Annotated in this window: 17 protein-coding genes; 12 read left to right on the forward strand and 5 right to left on the reverse strand. The window is 43.2% G+C overall.

The genetic code is table 11. From position 1 onward, the window contains the following. Positions 1-45: 45 nt before the first annotated feature. Together V7K30_RS12820 and V7K30_RS12825 are read right to left on the reverse strand one after the other, a co-directional pair. Entirely contained in the window at positions 46-216 is a 171-nt protein-coding gene (locus V7K30_RS12820) for a hypothetical protein (RefSeq protein WP_334999622.1), read from the reverse strand. A gap of 38 nt (positions 217-254) precedes the next feature. Then, entirely contained in the window at positions 255-1,544 is a 1,290-nt protein-coding gene (locus tag V7K30_RS12825) for a Glu/Leu/Phe/Val family dehydrogenase (protein ID WP_334999624.1), read from the reverse strand. Between the two features lie 298 nt (positions 1,545-1,842). Between V7K30_RS12825 and V7K30_RS12830 the strand changes: the two genes are divergently transcribed. From V7K30_RS12830 to V7K30_RS12845, 4 genes are all read left to right on the forward strand, one after another. Then, positions 1,843-2,064 carry a hypothetical protein gene (locus V7K30_RS12830; protein ID WP_334999626.1) on the forward strand — a complete coding sequence of 74 codons (222 nt, stop codon included), beginning with the start codon at positions 1,843-1,845 and terminating at the stop codon, positions 2,062-2,064. Positions 2,065-2,256: 192 nt separating this feature from the next. After that, complete coding sequence (locus tag V7K30_RS12835) at positions 2,257-2,565, forward strand: hypothetical protein (RefSeq protein WP_334999627.1); 309 nt, start codon at positions 2,257-2,259, stop codon at positions 2,563-2,565. A gap of 238 nt (positions 2,566-2,803) precedes the next feature. Further along, positions 2,804-3,058, forward strand: a complete 255-nt coding sequence (locus tag V7K30_RS12840) for a hypothetical protein (RefSeq protein ID WP_334999628.1) — start codon at positions 2,804-2,806, stop codon at positions 3,056-3,058. 163 nt (positions 3,059-3,221) lie between these two features. Beyond that, positions 3,222-5,666, forward strand: a complete 2,445-nt coding sequence (locus V7K30_RS12845; RefSeq protein ID WP_334999630.1) for a filamentous hemagglutinin N-terminal domain-containing protein — start codon at positions 3,222-3,224, stop codon at positions 5,664-5,666. Between the two features lie 251 nt (positions 5,667-5,917). Here V7K30_RS12845 and V7K30_RS12850 read toward each other — a convergent pair whose 3' ends face one another. Further along, on the reverse strand, positions 5,918-6,046 hold the full coding sequence (locus tag V7K30_RS12850) for a hypothetical protein (protein ID WP_334999632.1): 129 nt from the start codon (positions 6,044-6,046) through the stop codon (positions 5,918-5,920). 586 nt (positions 6,047-6,632) lie between these two features. Between V7K30_RS12850 and V7K30_RS12855 the strand changes: the two genes are divergently transcribed. From V7K30_RS12855 to V7K30_RS12880, 6 genes are all read left to right on the forward strand, one after another. Continuing rightward, complete coding sequence (locus V7K30_RS12855) at positions 6,633-6,926, forward strand: hypothetical protein (protein WP_334999634.1); 294 nt, start codon at positions 6,633-6,635, stop codon at positions 6,924-6,926. Positions 6,927-7,317: 391 nt separating this feature from the next. Then, entirely contained in the window at positions 7,318-9,648 is a 2,331-nt protein-coding gene (locus tag V7K30_RS12860) for a filamentous hemagglutinin N-terminal domain-containing protein (protein ID WP_334999635.1), read from the forward strand. 302 nt (positions 9,649-9,950) lie between these two features. Beyond that, entirely contained in the window at positions 9,951-10,226 is a 276-nt protein-coding gene (locus tag V7K30_RS12865) for a BrnT family toxin (RefSeq protein WP_334999636.1), read from the forward strand. Continuing rightward, positions 10,204-10,434 carry a hypothetical protein gene (locus V7K30_RS12870; protein WP_334999638.1) on the forward strand — a complete coding sequence of 77 codons (231 nt, stop codon included), beginning with the start codon at positions 10,204-10,206 and terminating at the stop codon, positions 10,432-10,434. Before V7K30_RS12865 ends, V7K30_RS12870 begins: the two co-directional genes overlap by 23 nt. A 104-nt stretch (positions 10,435-10,538) precedes the next feature. Continuing rightward, positions 10,539-10,805 carry a type II toxin-antitoxin system ParD family antitoxin gene (locus V7K30_RS12875; protein WP_334999639.1) on the forward strand — a complete coding sequence of 89 codons (267 nt, stop codon included), beginning with the start codon at positions 10,539-10,541 and terminating at the stop codon, positions 10,803-10,805. Then, positions 10,805-11,116: a type II toxin-antitoxin system RelE/ParE family toxin gene (locus V7K30_RS12880; RefSeq protein WP_334999641.1), complete on the forward strand. Its 312-nt coding sequence runs from the start codon at positions 10,805-10,807 to the stop codon at positions 11,114-11,116. Before V7K30_RS12875 ends, V7K30_RS12880 begins: the two co-directional genes overlap by 1 nt. A 107-nt stretch (positions 11,117-11,223) precedes the next feature. Here the strand turns inward: V7K30_RS12880 and V7K30_RS12885 are convergent, their stop codons facing one another. Next, positions 11,224-12,255 carry a hypothetical protein gene (locus V7K30_RS12885; RefSeq protein WP_334999643.1) on the reverse strand — a complete coding sequence of 344 codons (1,032 nt, stop codon included), beginning with the start codon at positions 12,253-12,255 and terminating at the stop codon, positions 11,224-11,226. A gap of 344 nt (positions 12,256-12,599) precedes the next feature. Between V7K30_RS12885 and moaA the strand changes: the two genes are divergently transcribed. Continuing rightward, positions 12,600-13,586 carry a GTP 3',8-cyclase MoaA gene (moaA, locus tag V7K30_RS12890; RefSeq protein ID WP_334999645.1) on the forward strand — a complete coding sequence of 329 codons (987 nt, stop codon included), beginning with the start codon at positions 12,600-12,602 and terminating at the stop codon, positions 13,584-13,586. 95 nt (positions 13,587-13,681) lie between these two features. On the opposite strand, the gene rpsD is transcribed toward moaA, so the two are convergent. Next, complete coding sequence (gene rpsD / locus V7K30_RS12895; RefSeq protein WP_334999647.1) at positions 13,682-14,290, reverse strand: 30S ribosomal protein S4; 609 nt, start codon at positions 14,288-14,290, stop codon at positions 13,682-13,684. A 462-nt stretch (positions 14,291-14,752) separates the two neighbouring features. On the opposite strand from rpsD, the gene V7K30_RS12900 reads away from it, so the two are divergent. Beyond that, a complete protein-coding gene (locus V7K30_RS12900) occupies positions 14,753-15,427 on the forward strand; it encodes a hypothetical protein (protein WP_442941060.1) in 675 nt (224 codons plus the stop codon). The last annotated feature ends 113 nt before the right edge of the window (positions 15,428-15,540 follow it).

The raw sequence follows: 15,540 nt of genomic DNA on the forward strand, positions 1-15,540 counted from the left end.
ATCGCCTTAACAGTAAATTTAATTATTTTCTTTACTCAGATCGACTTAGGATAAACGCCAACTCAGTGTGACTCGCACTTGTCCATTAGGCAAACCTAACATTTTCCATGCACCATCTGGAAGTTCAGAGGCGATCGCATCCATCATTACTGTACTTCGCCCAACAAAAAAAGGCAGATAAATCAATGGCAGTTCAAGTAAAATTACTACTGACAATAATCTATTCTGCCCCGTGAACAACTAAGTATAAAAACTTAAGGATAAAGACCTCTGTCAGTCAGCGCCTGCGCCACTCTACCCACCCCCAGTGTGTAAGCTGCTAACCTTAAAGAAATTTGCCGTACTTTCGACTGGTGAATCACCCGATGGTAGGCATGTACCATCAAATGTTCCATTTCTCTGTTAACGCGCTCCTCATCCCAAAATACGTAAGAAAGACCCTGCACCCACTCCAAATAACTCACCACTACACCGCCAGCATTGGCCAAGATGTCCGGTAGCACTGTCACACCCCGCGCCTCTAACGCCAAGTTAGCCTCAAGAGTAACCGGCCCGTTAGCTGCTTCTGCAACAATTTGCGCCTGCACCTGATTCACATTTTCTTCAGTAATCTGATTTTCTAAAGCTGCTGGTATTAAGACATCGCAGGGTAAAGTTAATAAATCTGCATTGCTAATTGGTACAGATTCCGGGAAACCCATAATACTCTTGCGATTTTCAGCAGCATAGACTTTCAACTTGGGAATATCAAGACCAACTTCAGAAAATACTCCCCCAGCACCCGTTGAAACGGCGATGATTTTCGCGCCTGCTTCATATAGTAATTCTGCTGCGGCACTACCAACGTTACCGAAACCCTGAATCGCTACTCGCACTCCTACCAAGGATTTACCTTGATCTGCTAGTGCCTCACGGACAATAATCATCACACCACGTCCAGTTGCCATTTCTCGTCCCAGAGAACCACCAATAGAAAGCGGTTTCCCAGTTACAACTCCTGGTACAGCATGACCGACATTCACAGAGTAAGTGTCCATCATCCAAGCCATCTCACGGGCAGAAGTACCCATATCCGGTGCAGGGATATCTACGGCAGGCCCAATATCTTTAATCAACTCGCTGATATAACGGCGGCTGATTCGCTCTAATTCGCCAACACTGTAGCGTTTTGGATCTATGGGAATGCCACCCTTCGCACCACCGTAAGGAATACCTAACAAGGCACATTTCCAGGTCATTAGCATTGCCAGAGCAGATACTTCGCGCAATGTTACAGCCGGATGGTAACGAATTCCCCCCTTATAGGGGCCTAAAACATCAGAGTGCTGTACCCGGTGTCCAGCGAGAACCTGTATTTGCCCATCATCTAGTTTTACGGGAATGGAAACCGTGACAACCTTACGCGGGTGGCTGAGAATTTCCAGCAAACCCTGATTTAAATTTAATTCTTTAGCCGCCGCTTCTAAGTAGCTACAAGCTTGGTCAAATGGGCATATGTGCGCTGGAGAAGCAGGCTCTGGCAGCAACAGGGATTTTGAAATCATAAAATTATCTCCTAACCACGGTATCTTTACGAACCGGATATCATATATACTTAGCTTAATCCTTTTTTTAGGAAAATAGGAAATTTGTAGTTTTTGTTACAGTTTTATATTTTATATCCTGCTATGACTGCAAAGCAGTATGCGGACTAATGGACTAATACATTCTAGATAGCCTGCTTTCTTAGGGAATTCCAAAAAATAAATTATCCAATCTTGTGGGAGTGGCTCTCTAGCCTGCCCAGTTTATCGGACGGGCTTTTTGGCCATTGGTGTGAAGTTAAAGCCTCAGCCCAAATAAATGTCAAGTGACCTTGCGGCGTTGCGTCGGTGTCGCGCTCGTACAGCTTTGACAAATGTCCCTAGAGTTACTAGCTCAATCAACGTGATTCTATCTCTTCACTTGTTGGGACTGGGGAAGTTACCCGATGTCGAAAGTCTGGATTTCCTTGTTTCTTCCGTGGCTTACTCATGGTTTAACCATGAGTGTGTTAGTCACTTGACAAGTTTCTATTTTTCTTAACCTGACCCCAATGACCGAAAAGCTTACCCCACAAAAGTTAATTGGATATTTTTTATTTAGAAGTCCTTTATAGATCCTCAATGCTTAAAGTAAATCCAGCAGTAAAACATGAAGTTTTGTGAAACTATACGTAATTATTTTTAGTCAAGCTGAATCAACAATTGTACACATCTGTAGGAAATGGAAACAGTCATGAACCCTGAAACATTACAACAGTTACAAGACGAGATTCAACAGAAACTGCTTGAAAGCGTTAATAACGCTGGCTTATACAGTGTGCTTGAGAAGTACGGAGTATTAGATGATAGAGCTTTGATAGTTCAGTGGCAGTGCAATCTTGACCCAAATAAAATCAAATCTGGTGATGCAACTGAGAAACAGCAACCTAACGAATTATTGGCAGCAAAGCCAGGAGAAACAGGACAAGGAATTGTGCTAATGCAAAAATCATGGTGTATCCCTTGCCCTTCAACTGGCAGCCCTCTCGGTTGTAACTGCTAAATAATTTAGTAACGTACTATTTAGGGACTTCCAGTTAAAAAAACATCCCATCGGAGGGGCGCAAGACTTTGCGCCCCTACAAATGTACAAATAATTTTGGATAATTTATTTTTTGTCAGTCCCTTATCTCGGTGCGTTACGTCCAAAATATTAATTTTTGCTCTCTGCCATTTTATAGATCAGTTATTCCTATATATCATACTTAAGTTTGCTAAAGCAAAGAGGTGCAATATTAAGTATGAATAATCTTTGGTACCGCTTTAAAGGTCTAGGAATTGCAATAGGTGGTGCGGTAGTTTTGTCTACAAACTCTGCTATTGTTGCTCAAATAGACCATAATGGCAATGCACTTAATAATTATGGCGTTACACCACAAGACAATATCGAAATAATTCCAGGTAGCACCCAAGATGAAACTAATCTGTCTCAAAGTTTTAACTCATGGTGTATCCCTTGCCCTTCAACTGGCAGCCCTCTCGGCTGTAACTGCTAAATAATTTAGTCTTCGTACCATAAAGAGTTTATTCTAGTGAGTATAAAAATGCTGAACTTTGAATTTACTAGTTAGGCTACAGAGATAATCTCAAGTATTACTATACCTAATTAGCAAGGGGCAGTATTTTAATATACTCTTATTTTTTGGGTGCAAGTTAGTGATGTCTCAATACCGAAGCAGTTGGTGCTGGGAATTAGGGATAGTCAGTACTTTAGCAGTTGCTGGAGTGCTCACTTTCTTTGAGAGTTTTGCCTTAGCCCAAATACAAAAGGATGGCACGCTTGGCTCTGAAAGTTCAATCATTACACCAAAGCTAATCGATGGTCAGCCTATAGACCAGATTGATGGTGGGGCAGTTCGTGGTACAAACTTGTTCCACAGCTTTGAACAGTTTTCTGTCCCTGCGGGAACGACAGCCCACTTTAACAATGCAATAAATATTCAAAACATCATCAGTCGGGTGACAGGTAATTCTATTTCCAATATAGATGGCATTCTGAAAGCTAACGGCACAGCCAACCTGTTTCTGATTAATCCTAATGGCATTGTTTTTGGGCCCAATGCTTCTTTAAATATCGGCGGTTCATTTGTGGCTAGTACGGCGAGTAGCTTGAACTTTGCTGATGGTACAAAGTTTAGCGCTACATCTCCTCAAACTACACCCCTGCTGACAGTAAGTGTTCCCATTGGTTTACAATTCGGAGCAACTGCGGCTCCCATCCGTAATCAATCCCAAGCAGCACCAGATGGCGCAATTAATATCTTTGGACAAGGCGTTGGTCTACAGGTGCAGCAAGATAAAACCTTGGCACTTATAGGCGGTGATCTAACGCTAGAGGGGGGAAATATAACAGCAAAGGACGGAAGAGTTGAGTTAGGAAGCGTCGCTGCTAATAGTCTGGTCAGTTTAAGTCCAACGAACCAAGGTTGGGCATTTGGATATGAAGATGTTCAAAATTTCCAGAACATCGAACTGATAGATTTAACTAAAATTCCATCTACTGTAGATACTCATGGAGAAGGTCGCAGCAATATCCACATGCAAGGCAGATTTGTGCGGATAGCTGGCAGTTACGTAATTCTAGTTTATCCCTTGGAAGAGCAATCAGGAGGGAATTTGACAGTGAACGCCTCAGAGTCTGTAGTAGTTGAACAAGATGCCCAACTGTTTACTCAGAGTTTCTATACTGGAAACTCTGGAAACATAAATGTTACTACTAAAAAGTTGGTGGTCAGAGATGGAGCACAATTACAGGGGCAATTGACCATAAACGCCTCAGATTCTGTAGACCTAATCGGCGGCACCTCCATTCCTGTCTTTCAAGATGGTAGTGATTTAATATCCAGTGGATTATTTAGTGCAACTTATGGCGATAAAAACGCTGGTAACATAATAATTAATACTGGAAAGTTGCGTATCCAAGGAGGGGCAAGAATATCAACAAGCTCTGAGGGCACATATAGATATATTTTTAACCAACTTACACCAGTTACGGGAAACGCAGGAAACTTGACGGTAAACGCTTCTGAGTCGGTAGAACTAATTGGAACTTCACCAAATGGTTCTAAACTCAGTGGCTTGTTTTCTGGGACTCAAGGGCCTGGAGATGGTGGAAACTTGACCTTAACTACAGGGCAATTGATTATCAAAGATGGGGCTGCAATAACTGTGAGCAGCCAAGCTCTAAAAAATGTAATCTATGTCGGAGATCCAAATAATTTAGGGAAGGCAGGCGATTTAAATATAACCGCTCGCTCCATACTTCTGGACAACAAAGGAAAACTCACAGCTGAAACCGAGTCAGGTGGAGGCGGGAATATTACGCTACAGGTGCGGGACTTATTACTGATGCGCCGCGAAAGTAAAATAACCACTAACGCAGGTACGGCAGGGCTTGGTGGAGATGGCGGTAATATCACCATCAAAGCACCTAATGGCTTCCTCGTCGCTGCTCCCTTTGAAAACAGCGATATCACTGCCAATGCCTTCTCTGGCTTTGGTGGTAAAATCACAATCACCACTAAGAACATCTTTGGATTTGTGCCGCGCACTCGTGCAGACGTAGAGATATTTGACCCAGAAAAAATAAACCCGAATAACCTGCGAACAAGTGACATCACGGCATTTTCTCAGCAAAACCCTTCATTAAATGGCACAGTCCAAATCAACTCACCAGATGCTGACCCCAGCAAAGGATTAGTGGAACTGCCCGTAAATCTGGTTGAAGCTTCGCAGCAAGTTGTTGCTGGTTGTAATTCTGGTGGCAAAATAGCCAGGAGTTCATTTATTGCTACTGGGCGTGGAGGACTAGCACCCGATCCCACAGAGCCATTGATAGCTGATGCGGTGCTGGCAGATTGGATCACACTGGAGCCAGAGAGTCAGAATCGGGCTGAGGGTATCCAAAAAAAAGTAGTTGTTCACAAGCAGCGAAACACAGAAGGAAAATCACAGAAGGTTAATTATGTCAACATGCCGGCTCAAATTGTGGAAGCCCAAGGATGGGTAATGGATGCCAATGGGAACGTGGTTCTGGTTGCTCAAGTACCCACTGCGTCGCCTCATAACTCCTCACTCGTCGCTACATCTTGCGCTGGTAATTAAAAATTGAGATAAGTTAAACAGTCTTTGGATTAATGTTTAATTTTCGTAACTTTTGTCAGCGCGATCGCCCCTTCTACTAAACTCATCTGTGGGTGCGTTGGCGTAGCCCACCGTTCGCGTAGCGTCTCGCAGAGAAGGTATCCCTGATTTGCTATGACTTTCGCACAAGCGATCGCTCTTTATATTAAACTATGCTCTCAGTGCGATCGCTTTTTCGCTATGACCTTCATACAAGCGATCGCCCCTTGTAATTAACTAAGTGCGATCGCTGATTTGCTATGACCTTCACACAAGCGATCGCTCCTTCTATTAAACTCAGGTGTTGATGCGATCGCTGATTCACTATGATCTTCATGCAAGCGATCGCCCCTTCTACTCAACTCAGGTGTGGTGCGATCGCGGATTTGCGATGAACTCAGGTGTCAGTGCGATCGCCCCTTGGACTGAACTCAGGTGTGGGTGTGATCGCTTCTTCTACTAAAGCTAAACTCAGATGTGAGTGCGTTGGTGTGGTCTACAAAGGTATCGCAGATTCGATCATCCTCACAACGACACAAAGAACATATTTGATTTTCTGGCGGCATGAGAAAAATGAAACGGATAATGATAAGGCTTTAGCCTGTGGGCTTATCCAAACCGTAAGCAGCATGTGAAAGTTGAGGAGGTATCAATTACTCAATCCTGTTAAGCAATAAACGGTCAGTAGCCAGATTCATGAATGCTTTAAGGAAATCTAACAGAAATATATGAAGTTTTGTTACACAATGCGTAATTATAACTAGCCAAACTGAAGTCATAATTATGGGAGTTCGCAAAAGCTTTAGAAAATTAATGCTTTGGTGCCACTCTAAACTCTCTGTATCCTTGATTCTTTTGTTGCAAAAGTATACTAATCGAATTCAAGTTAATTTAGTACATCACAAGAGAAGTTCACGCATTTATCAATCTGCAAGGAGAGCAAAATTCATGGAATCTAAAATAGTACAGCCAACAGTTATAGATGCTCAAAAATTAGATTTGTTAAAAGACGAGATTAAACAAGAAATTAGTGAAAGACTGAAGAACTCTGACTTGAGCAAGCTACTCGAAAAGTACGGTATATCAGGAAATGACATTTTACAAGTTAAGTGCGATATTGACTTAACTAAAATTCAAATTAGAGATGCGAGTCCTTCACTATTAATGCCAGGTAAGCGTGTTGAAGTATGGGTTTGCTTGTGTAAGGGTGAGATGACTGATTGTCCTTGTCCAAAACCATAACAGTATTGTCAACTTAATAGTTATCACCTCAAATTATTGAGAATAAAATGAATATTATCACACTAATATAGCGGTTTAAAACTTGGGAAGCCACGTTTTGAAAGCTACTAACCCTGGCAACAAAATGAGTGTACTTAAATAGCTTAGTAAAGGCTATAAGCTGATATATTTGTTGCTAATTCCGTGATTTTTTCATTAAGCTTAATAAGCTAAATTTATCAGCTATTAAGTTGACAAAGCTATAGCAGAATGGGAGAGTCTTAGATGCTTAACTAAACTCTCTGTCTCGATCAGAATGATATATATAGCGCTCGTTGTGTAAGGTTTAATTTTTCATAGCATCACCATTGTTTAGCAACTGGTACTACTTTTGAGAGGTGCAATATCCGGTATGGTTAATCTTTGGGGCCAGTGTCAATGGCTAGGAGTTGCAATATATAGTGGAATAGCTTTCTCTAGCAACTCTGTTGTTGCTCAAATTATCCCAGACAGTACTTTACCTGATAATTCTCAAGTTACAACAATAGGTAATACCACAATTATTAACGGTGGAACCCTTGTTAAAGATAAAATCCGAGATATAAGTAATCTGTTCCACAGCTTTGAACAATTTTCTGTCCCCATTGGAAGTACAGCAAACTTCAACAACGCAGCAAATGTTCAGAACATTATTAGCCGAGTAACGGGTAGGTCTGTTTCTAATATTGAAGGCATTATTAAAGCTAATGGCCAAGCCAACTTGTTTTTGATTAATCCCAACGGGATTATCTTTGGTCCCAATGCTTCTTTAAACATCGGTGGTTCATTTTTTGCTAGTACGGCGAGTAGTCTGAACTTTGCTGATGGTACTAAGTTTAGTGCCCTAGATCCCCAAACCTCACCCCTGTTAAAAGTAAGTACTCCCATTGGTTTACAATTCGGAGCAACCGCAAAACCCATACGCAATCAATCCCAAGCTTCTAGTCCAGATGTCGCAATAACTAATATTTTTGAGCAACCTGTTGGTTTGCAAGTGAAACCGCTTAAAACCTTGGCACTTATAGGTGGTGATATAACCCTGGAGGGGGGAAATTTAACAGCAGCATCGGGACGAATTGAGCTCGGAAGTGTCGCTAGTAATAGTCTAGTCAGTCTCAGTCTCGAACCAATAAACCAAAGCTGGAGTTTGGGATATGAAGGTGTCCAGAATTTCCAGAACATTAACTTAATCGGGCGAATTACTAACGGTGAAGTGGTTGGATCTCAGGTAGATGCCAGTGGTGAGGGTGGTGGTAGTATTCAGGTACAGGGAAAGTCTGTAGAACTAAGTGGTCTTGGTGTGCGCCTAATAAGTCGAACTACAGGTGACCGAGATGGTAAAGAAATAACCATTAATGCCAGAAAATTAATTGTTCAGGATGGGGCACAACTAGCTACTTCTACTACAGGTAGGGGATCAGGGGGAAGTTTGACAGTCAACGCCTTGGAGTCTGTGGAGTTGATTCGTAGTAGAACTTTACTAGTTCCTGTGACCGGACTGTTTAGTACAACTTTTGGTGATGGAAATGCAGGTAAACTTACGATTAAAACTGGAAAGTTGCGTATCCAAGATGGGGCAGGGGTATCATCAGACTCCACTATGATCGACAATCAACCAGCTACAGGAAACGGAGGAGATTTAACTGTTGAGGCGTCTGAGTCTATAGAACTGGTTGGAGTCTCACAAAGAGGAATTGCCAGCAACTTGGGGGCTGGGACTCTAAGCTTTGGAAATGCCGGAAAAGTAACAATTACTACAGAGAAATTAATTGTCCGGGACGGGGCTGAAATAGTTGTGAGCAGTATAGGGGATGTAAGTAAAACAGGGAAAGCTGGTGATCTCAATATAACTGCTCGATCCGTCCTGCTCGACGGGGGAAAACTCACATCTAATAGTGAGTCAGGTCGGGGTGGTGATATTTCGCTACAGGTGCGGGACTTATTACTGATGCGCCGCAATAGTCAAATCTCCACTAATGCCGGGGGTGATAAAACTGGCGGTAAAATCACTATCTATGCACCAAATGGCTTCCTTGTCGCCGCTCCCTTAGAAAATAACGATGTCACCGCCAATGCCAACTTTGGCTCTGGTGGTAAAATCACAATCACCGCTAAGAACATTTTTGGTTTTGTGCAGCGCACCCGTGCAGACCTAGAGAAACTGTTGAACCCTAAAGAGCCACTAGTCCCAAGTAGGCTGCCAACAAGTGATATCACCGCATTTTCTCAGCAAAACCCTACATTAAATGGCACTGTACAAATCAACTCACCAGATGCTGACCCGAGTAAAGGATTAGTTGAATTGCCGGTAAATCTGGTTGATGCTTCCCAGCAAATTGCTGCTGGTTGTAATTCTGGTGGAAAAATAGCAAGAAGTTCATTTATTAGCACTGGACGTGGAGGACTAGTAGCCGATCCCACGCAGCCATTGATAGCTGATGATGCGGTGCTGGCAGATTGGATCACACTGAAGCCAGAGAGTAAGAATCGTGCTGGCGGTATTCATAAAAGAGCGGCTGTTCAGGCGCAGCGAAACACAGAAGAAAAATCACAGAAAGTTAATTCTGTCAATGAACCTACTCAAATTGTAGAAGCCCAAGGGTGGGTTATAGATGCCAATGGGAACGTGGTTCTGGTTGCTCAAGTACCCACTGCGTCGCCCCATAACTCCTCACTCACCGCTACATCTTGCGCTGCTCATTAGAATTTGAGAGAAGTGATCCAGTCTCTGGATTAACGTTCAATTCCCGTAACTTTGCAGCCATGCGCGATCGCTATTACTCCCCCGAACTTGTGATTTCATTGCCAGTAGCCTTATATAGAACCCATTTGAGATCTATTCCTGAAACTAAAAGCCTTGCAGCTAGCTGGTTTTATCCCTGTTATTGCAAAAAACAGTCTTGTTAAGCAGGCTCTATCATTGATCGCAAAGTAACGGCTTACTTCAAAGCCAAGCACCCCAGCAAAAGATGTCAAATGGGTTCTATAAGGGCATGAATTTAGAATTTGAGTGGGATAACCAAAAAAGCTAGTCTGAATCTAAACAAGCACCCCATCAGCTTTGAAGCGGCTAAGACAGTCTTCAATCACTCTCTAGCTTACATATTCGACGATGAATGGCACTCTATTGGTGAACGGCGGGAAATCATTATCGGACGTTACCAAGACAATCGCCTGTTATTGGTCTGTTTCACTGAAAAAGCAAACCTTATCCGTATCATTAGCGCACGTCTAGCAACCAAGAAAGAACCAAGATATTATGAAGAATTCACAGGCTTCTGAATCCCACAACAACGCTGACGATGACTTACTTCCAGAGTATAACTTTGACTATCGCAAACCCTTGCCTAACCGTTTTGCTAGTCAGCAAGAAAAAGCTTCTTTGACAGTTACTCTCGATGCTGATGTCGCTGAGATATTCAAAACATCAGAAGCTGTTAACAACGCTCTCCGTGCCTTACTCTCAGCAATTCCAAAGACTGAAAGATAAACTGCGTAGGCGCAGCCCCCCGTACACATAGTTTATTGCCTATTCTCTAATTCGTCTCTTCGATAGAATAAGAAGACCTTTAGCAAAAATTATGGTAGACATTAATGAATGTATCATTAACTCCAGAGCTTGAGCAGTTTATCCTAAGTCAAGTTGAAAGCGGTAAATACTCCTCGTCCGAAGAAGTAATTTTGGCAGCTATCAAGCTATTAGAAGTAGGAGAAAATATCTACAAGGGACGATTTGAGGAGTTAAAACGCTCGATTATGATTGGTGTTGAAGCTTCCGAACGAGGTGAGGTTGTTGATAGTGAAACAGTTTTCCAGCAACTGCAACAGAAGCTACAACAGCGTCGGCAACAAGCTAGTTAATGAGGAATATTTGCTCTTTTACTGTTCCGGCTAGCCGGGATATTGAGAATATTATCGATTTTATTGCTGATAGCAGTGGTTTGGATGCGGCGGATAGATTTCTCAATAAAATCAACGGTAAGTGTAATAATTTAGCAATGTTTCCCAGCATGGTGCGTAAGAGGTCTGAGCTTTTACCTTCATTGCGGAGCTTTCCAGTTGATGATTATTTAATATTTTATCGCCCAATTGAAACCGGCATCGAAATTCTGCGAGTGGTTAGTGGCTATCGTGATTTAGATGCGCTTTTTGATCAGCCAGACGATGAGTGAATGTCATATTGATAACCAACAAACCCAAACTTTATGCCCAGCGAGGGGAGTCGGGGGAAAATAACTCCTAACTCCTGTACAGACGCGATTAATCGCGTCTCTATTTTCTAACTCGTCTCCTGAATTTGCAAACGAATAGTGTGTTCAGTCGCACCACTAAGTTGCAATTCCATGATTTCACCACCCAGAGGTTCTAAGCAAGTGAGGAGCGATCGCAAGTTGGGTGTACTTGCACCTGTATCTACATATAATCGATCTGCTAAATTACCGATCCGTTTCCAAGTCATGTAAAGTTTAGCGATCGTTTGTTCAATCTGCGATGCTTGATTTACTAAATCAGCAGCAATGCTCAAACAGCCGACTCTTTGCGCTTCTTCTAAGGCAGTTTCAATATCAACATCTTCTTTCGTCAGCGCCTGAACTTGAGCCGCCCCTTTGAGATATTTCGCCAAGTTACGCGCTTCGGTAGTTACCTGTTTAAGGGTATCCACATCAGGGTTAGCAGCAATTTCCTTTTGGATAAACTTTTGGTGCGATTCTGGCAGTTTTTCCATTTCCTTCACCAGTGGGGCGATGTAGCGCGGGGGAAGGGTGTTATCTGCTGCTTTTTCCTTAACTGATTCGGGTAATAAATCTGAGGACATGGCTGTCCATTCATCGCTGAGTTGACGCACTTCCCGCCTAGTGATGCGATCGCCTTTTTGGGCGGCTTCACTCACCATCTGTTGCACTTCTGGAGATGCTTTGGAGGTTTCGACAAAAGCCCGTTTACTGAAGTTGTTCACAGAACTGGGGTCAAGTTTACCATCTTCGATAAGAGTATCGGCACTATTCGCCAGTTGAATCCAGGCATAAGCTTGACTTTTACTGATTTCCCGCTCTTTTAGCCATCGCAGAAAGCCAGTACCGCGTCCGTCACCACCGACTTTCTCTCTGTCGCGGATCGCCCGTAAAATTCGCCCCCGCCAGATTTCAGTTTGCAAATCAAAGCGATCGCATACCTGCCAAGCTATTTCTAGCTGCTGTTGAAAATCTGACTCTAGAATCTGTTCATCTTCTGGATCGGGCAGTTCAAAGCTGATATCTGCTGGCTGTAGTAAAGCAGCAGCAAGGTCGTTGATGGAGTCGGTGTCTTGCACGATTGATGACTAACTAGTAGATGCGGTCGGCTTATTATGCCACAATCTGTAGATTCTAACCTAAGAGGTGGTGCGGTATCTTGAATTACAGCAAAATAGTAGCAAGGGGTAAATTACCTCAGTAACTCAATTTTGGATTTTGGATTTTGGATTTTAGATTGAGCCACGTCGCATGAATGCATTGGCTTTCGAGCCAGAATTTTAGATTTGTTCTCGCATTTAAATTCGCAAGTCTCAGACCTTTTTAAATTTTGGATTTTGAATTATCCAATTCCATTATCCAAAATTTAAAATCTAAAATTCGGTGAGGTCTTTAATTAATCGAAGACAATAAAAATAAAACGATGAACCAGGTAGACTACCTCCGAATTAGCTTAATTGATCGCTGCAATTTTCGTTGTCAATACTGTATGCCAGAAGGAGTAGAACTGGACTATATTCTCAAGCAACAGCTATTGAGTGATGAAGAACTGCTCACCTTAATTCAAGAGATATTTATTCCAGTAGGCTTTAATCGGTTTCGTTTGACTGGGGGTGAACCCTTATTGCGTCCGCGTGTGGTGGATTTGGTTAGTGCGATCGCTTCTTTTCCCCAAACTCAAGACCTCTCAATGACCACCAACGGGTTTTTGCTGGCTCCGATGGCACAAAACCTCTACAATGCTGGTCTGCGACGAATTAATATTAGTCTAGACTCTCTTGATTCCGACATTTTTGACCAAATTATCGGTAATCAGGGGCGTTCTCGTTGGCAACAAGTTTGGCAGGGGATTCAAGCTGCCCATCGCGTCGGATTCGACCCCCTGAAGCTGAATGTGGTGGTGATTCCTGGCGTTAATGACCACGAAATTCTAGATTTAGCCGCCCTGACAATTGACAAACAGTGGCACGTTAGATTTATTGAATTTATGCCCATTGGTAATGTGCATTTGTTTGGCGATCGCGGTTGGGTATCTTCAGCCGAGTTACGGCAACAAATCCGCGATCGCTGGGGCTTGACAGAATCCCAAGTTCGTGGTGCTGGCCCTGCTGATGTCTTTCAAATTCCCGGTGCGAAGGGGACACTGGGATTTATTAGTCAGATGTCAGAATGTTTTTGCGATCGTTGTAACCGGATGCGCCTGAGTGCTGATGGCTGGCTGCGTCCTTGTTTATTGAATGAAACTGGTCAAATAGATTTAAAAACTGCTCTGCGTTCTGGTATCAGCACCGCTCAATTACAAGAGCAGGTGAGGGATTTACTCGGAATCAAGCCAGAAATTAACTTTAAAGAGCGCGATTCTGGCATTTTAGGTACATATACCCGTACCATGTCGCAAATTGGCGGATGAAAATAGTTAGGAGTTAAAAGTGAGGAGTTAGGAATTCTCGTCTTTCAACTCATAACTCATAACTCCTGTAGAGACGCGATTAATCGCGTCTCTACTTACGCTTGTCGTGAGTAGTATTCCACCACAAGTAGTTCATTAACTTGTAGTGCCACCCATTCACGTTCAATAACACTGTTGACTTTACCAACCAACTTAGCTTTGTCAAACTCCAAATGACTGGGGAGGTTGGCCAAACCGGGATATTGCAAGTTAGCTTCCACCAACTTCCGTGATTGTGCCCGATCCCTCACCGCAATTACTTCTCCAGGACGGCATTGGTAGCTGGCAATATTAACCACACGACCGTTAACAGTTACGTGACCGTGATTCACCAGTTGACGAGCTGCTGGGATAGTCGGGGCTATACCCAAACGGAAAACGGTATTATCCAAGCGCATTTCTAGCAATTGCAGCAGCACTTGTCCCGTAGAACCAGTAACACGTCTGGCTTTGCGTACATAGCGTAGCAATTGCTTTTCAGTCAAACCGTAGTTGAAGCGGAGCTTTTGCTTTTCCTCTAGACGGATAGCATACTCAGAGCGCTTCTTGCGGTTCTGACCATGCTGCCCTGGGGGGTAAGCGCGTCTGGCGCTTTTACGAGTCAATCCTGGTAAGTCGCCCAAGCGACGGACAATTCTGAGGCGTGGCCCTCTATATCGGGACATGAGTTTCCTTAATCTAATCCTGTTTAAACTTTACCCAAACATTCCATTTTGACATTCCACTGATTAGAAATCAGGGGATTCTTGCTTTTTTGAGGTTGCTTGCCTTGGTATGACGTATCCTACCAAAGTAGAGGCATCAACTTTTACGCCAGTTGCTTTAAGTCGGTAGAGCCGACACACTAGCTTCCAAGCCTGAATTCCGACGTGCCCCGCCGTACTCCTGCCAATAAGTTTTTTGTGTTTATTTAGTTTCGTAGGCAACTCAATCATCAGATTGGTTTACGCAGTATTCTTACTCTGAAACACTTTTTACGTTGCCTACTTATCTTTCAAACAGTTATACTAACACAATTTCCGGCATAATTAATTATATCTATACCTTGCTCACGCTGAAATTCTTTGATTGTAGAGGATTTTTAAAATATTTGAGTTAGCATAACCTTGGGTGTTTGGAGAATGGCAATGTCACACAGCAAAAAAGTGGTTAGTAGAGGTAAGAACAAACAAGCCAGTTCCACCTCCAGGAATTTAACAATACCAGTTTTAGCTATAGCTGGATGGTTGACAACGATCTTGCCTAATGTGGCTGTTGCTGCCTCTTACAGCAATGATTATAGTGTCTGTGCAGGTCGCCTTCTGAGCGTGAGTGTAACGGCAGAAGCGGCATCACAAGGTTGTGCAGCAGCACTGCGTCCAAGGGATTTGGCTGCTTGCGTGGTTAAAATCAACAAGGAAACCCAAATTGCCGCGACGGATGCGCTTTCTTCTTGTGAGAAGGCCCGGCGTCCTGAAGAGTTAGCTACCTGTGTAGTTGGCGTCAGCTTAAGTACCAAGGAAGCAGCTAATCCGGCAGTTTTAGATTACTGTGGTCGTAGTTTGTTGCCCGTGCGCTTTGGTCAGTGTGTGGTTGGCTTGCGTAGTCAAATGGACCTTCCCCCTACCCAGGCGTTGGATACTTGTATCAGTGCTAGTGATAGTGTTGTTGGTGCTTCATCTTCGTCTACACCGTCGACTATAATCCCTTCGGGATCAAGTCCAAGTATGGAGACTACCCCATTTCCAACGCAACCGATTGTTCCAAGGCAACCGATTATTCCAACGCAACCGATTATTCCAACGCAGCCAGGCACTAATTAAATTACAGTGCTTTTTAATTGACTGAGAATACAGGTTAATTAGTAGGGTGGGCATTAAAACGCCCACCCTACTAGTCTGTAAAGTTTCAATTCATGGGTAAGCAAGTTCGTAGT

Source organism: Nostoc sp., assembly GCF_036917655.1.
In the GTDB taxonomy this organism is placed as follows: Bacteria; Cyanobacteriota; Cyanobacteriia; order Cyanobacteriales; family Nostocaceae; genus Nostoc.

Coding starts and splice junctions, on each gene's coding strand:
- V7K30_RS12825 (WP_334999624.1), bottom strand. CDS start 1,544: ATGATTTCAAAATCCCTGTTGCTGCCAGAGCCTGCTTCTCCAGCGCAC.
- V7K30_RS12845 (WP_334999630.1), top strand. CDS start 3,222: ATGTCTCAATACCGAAGCAGTTGGTGCTGGGAATTAGGGATAGTCAGT.
- V7K30_RS12835 (WP_334999627.1), top strand. CDS start 2,257: ATGAACCCTGAAACATTACAACAGTTACAAGACGAGATTCAACAGAAA.
- rpsD (WP_334999647.1), bottom strand. CDS start 14,290: ATGTCCCGATATAGAGGGCCACGCCTCAGAATTGTCCGTCGCTTGGGC.
- V7K30_RS12830 (WP_334999626.1), top strand. CDS start 1,843: ATGTCAAGTGACCTTGCGGCGTTGCGTCGGTGTCGCGCTCGTACAGCT.
- V7K30_RS12900 (WP_442941060.1), top strand. CDS start 14,753: ATGTCACACAGCAAAAAAGTGGTTAGTAGAGGTAAGAACAAACAAGCC.
- V7K30_RS12855 (WP_334999634.1), top strand. CDS start 6,633: ATGGAATCTAAAATAGTACAGCCAACAGTTATAGATGCTCAAAAATTA.
- moaA (WP_334999645.1), top strand. CDS start 12,600: ATGAACCAGGTAGACTACCTCCGAATTAGCTTAATTGATCGCTGCAAT.
- V7K30_RS12860 (WP_334999635.1), top strand. CDS start 7,318: ATGGTTAATCTTTGGGGCCAGTGTCAATGGCTAGGAGTTGCAATATAT.
- V7K30_RS12875 (WP_334999639.1), top strand. CDS start 10,539: ATGAATGTATCATTAACTCCAGAGCTTGAGCAGTTTATCCTAAGTCAA.
- V7K30_RS12840 (WP_334999628.1), top strand. CDS start 2,804: ATGAATAATCTTTGGTACCGCTTTAAAGGTCTAGGAATTGCAATAGGT.
- V7K30_RS12880 (WP_334999641.1), top strand. CDS start 10,805: ATGAGGAATATTTGCTCTTTTACTGTTCCGGCTAGCCGGGATATTGAG.
- V7K30_RS12870 (WP_334999638.1), top strand. CDS start 10,204: ATGAAGAATTCACAGGCTTCTGAATCCCACAACAACGCTGACGATGAC.